Here is a 711-nt window from a genome sequence, read left to right as displayed (position 1 = left end):
GGGGAGCGAAATGAACAAGATCTTTGAGACGGCGTCTTCGGCGCTGGAGGGTGTTCTGCACGACGGGATGCTGATCGCGGCGGGGGGCTTTGGGCTCTGCGGCATTCCGGAGGTGCTCCTGCAGGCGATCAAGGACGCAGGCACGCGCGACCTCACCTTTGCCTCCAACAACGCCGGTGTGGACGATTTCGGCATCGGGATCCTGCTGCAGACGCGGCAGGTGAAGAAGATGATCAGCTCTTACGTCGGCGAAAATGCCGAATTCATGCGCCAGTATCTCTGCGGCGAGCTGGAGCTCGAGTTCAACCCGCAGGGCACCCTGGCCGAGCGCATGCGCGCGGGCGGCTGCGGCATTCCCGGTTTCTACACCAAGACGGGTGTCGGCACGGTGATCGCCGAAGGCAAGGAGCACAAGGAGTTCCCCACCGGCCCGGATGGCGCGCCCGAGACCTACATCCTCGAGCCCGGGATCTTCGCGGATCTGTCCATCGTGAAGGCGTGGAAGGCGGATCCGTCGGGCAACCTGGTGTTCCGCAAGACGGCGCGGAACTTCAACCCGCCGGCGGCGATGTGCGGGCGGGTCTGCGTGGCCGAGGTGGAGGAGATCGTGCCGCTGGGGGCGCTGGATCCGGACGCGATCCACCTGCCCGGCATCTACGTGCACCGCATCGTGCAGGGCACGCACGAAAAACGAATCGAACAACGCACCGT

General features: G+C 65.0%; 1 protein-coding gene. It reads left to right on the top strand.

The window, feature by feature from the left end:
* Window positions 1-10: 10 nt before the first annotated feature.
* The coding region (locus MUB52_RS23925) for a CoA transferase subunit A (protein ID WP_263846668.1) at window positions 11-711 on the top strand (701 nt) is incomplete at its 3' end.

This window comes from Roseobacter sinensis (genome assembly GCF_025755255.1).
GTDB classification, from domain to species: Bacteria; Pseudomonadota; Alphaproteobacteria; order Rhodobacterales; family Rhodobacteraceae; genus Roseobacter; species Roseobacter sinensis.
Note: the sequence above shows the minus strand (reverse complement) of the source record. Positions and strands in the feature narration are given on the sequence as shown.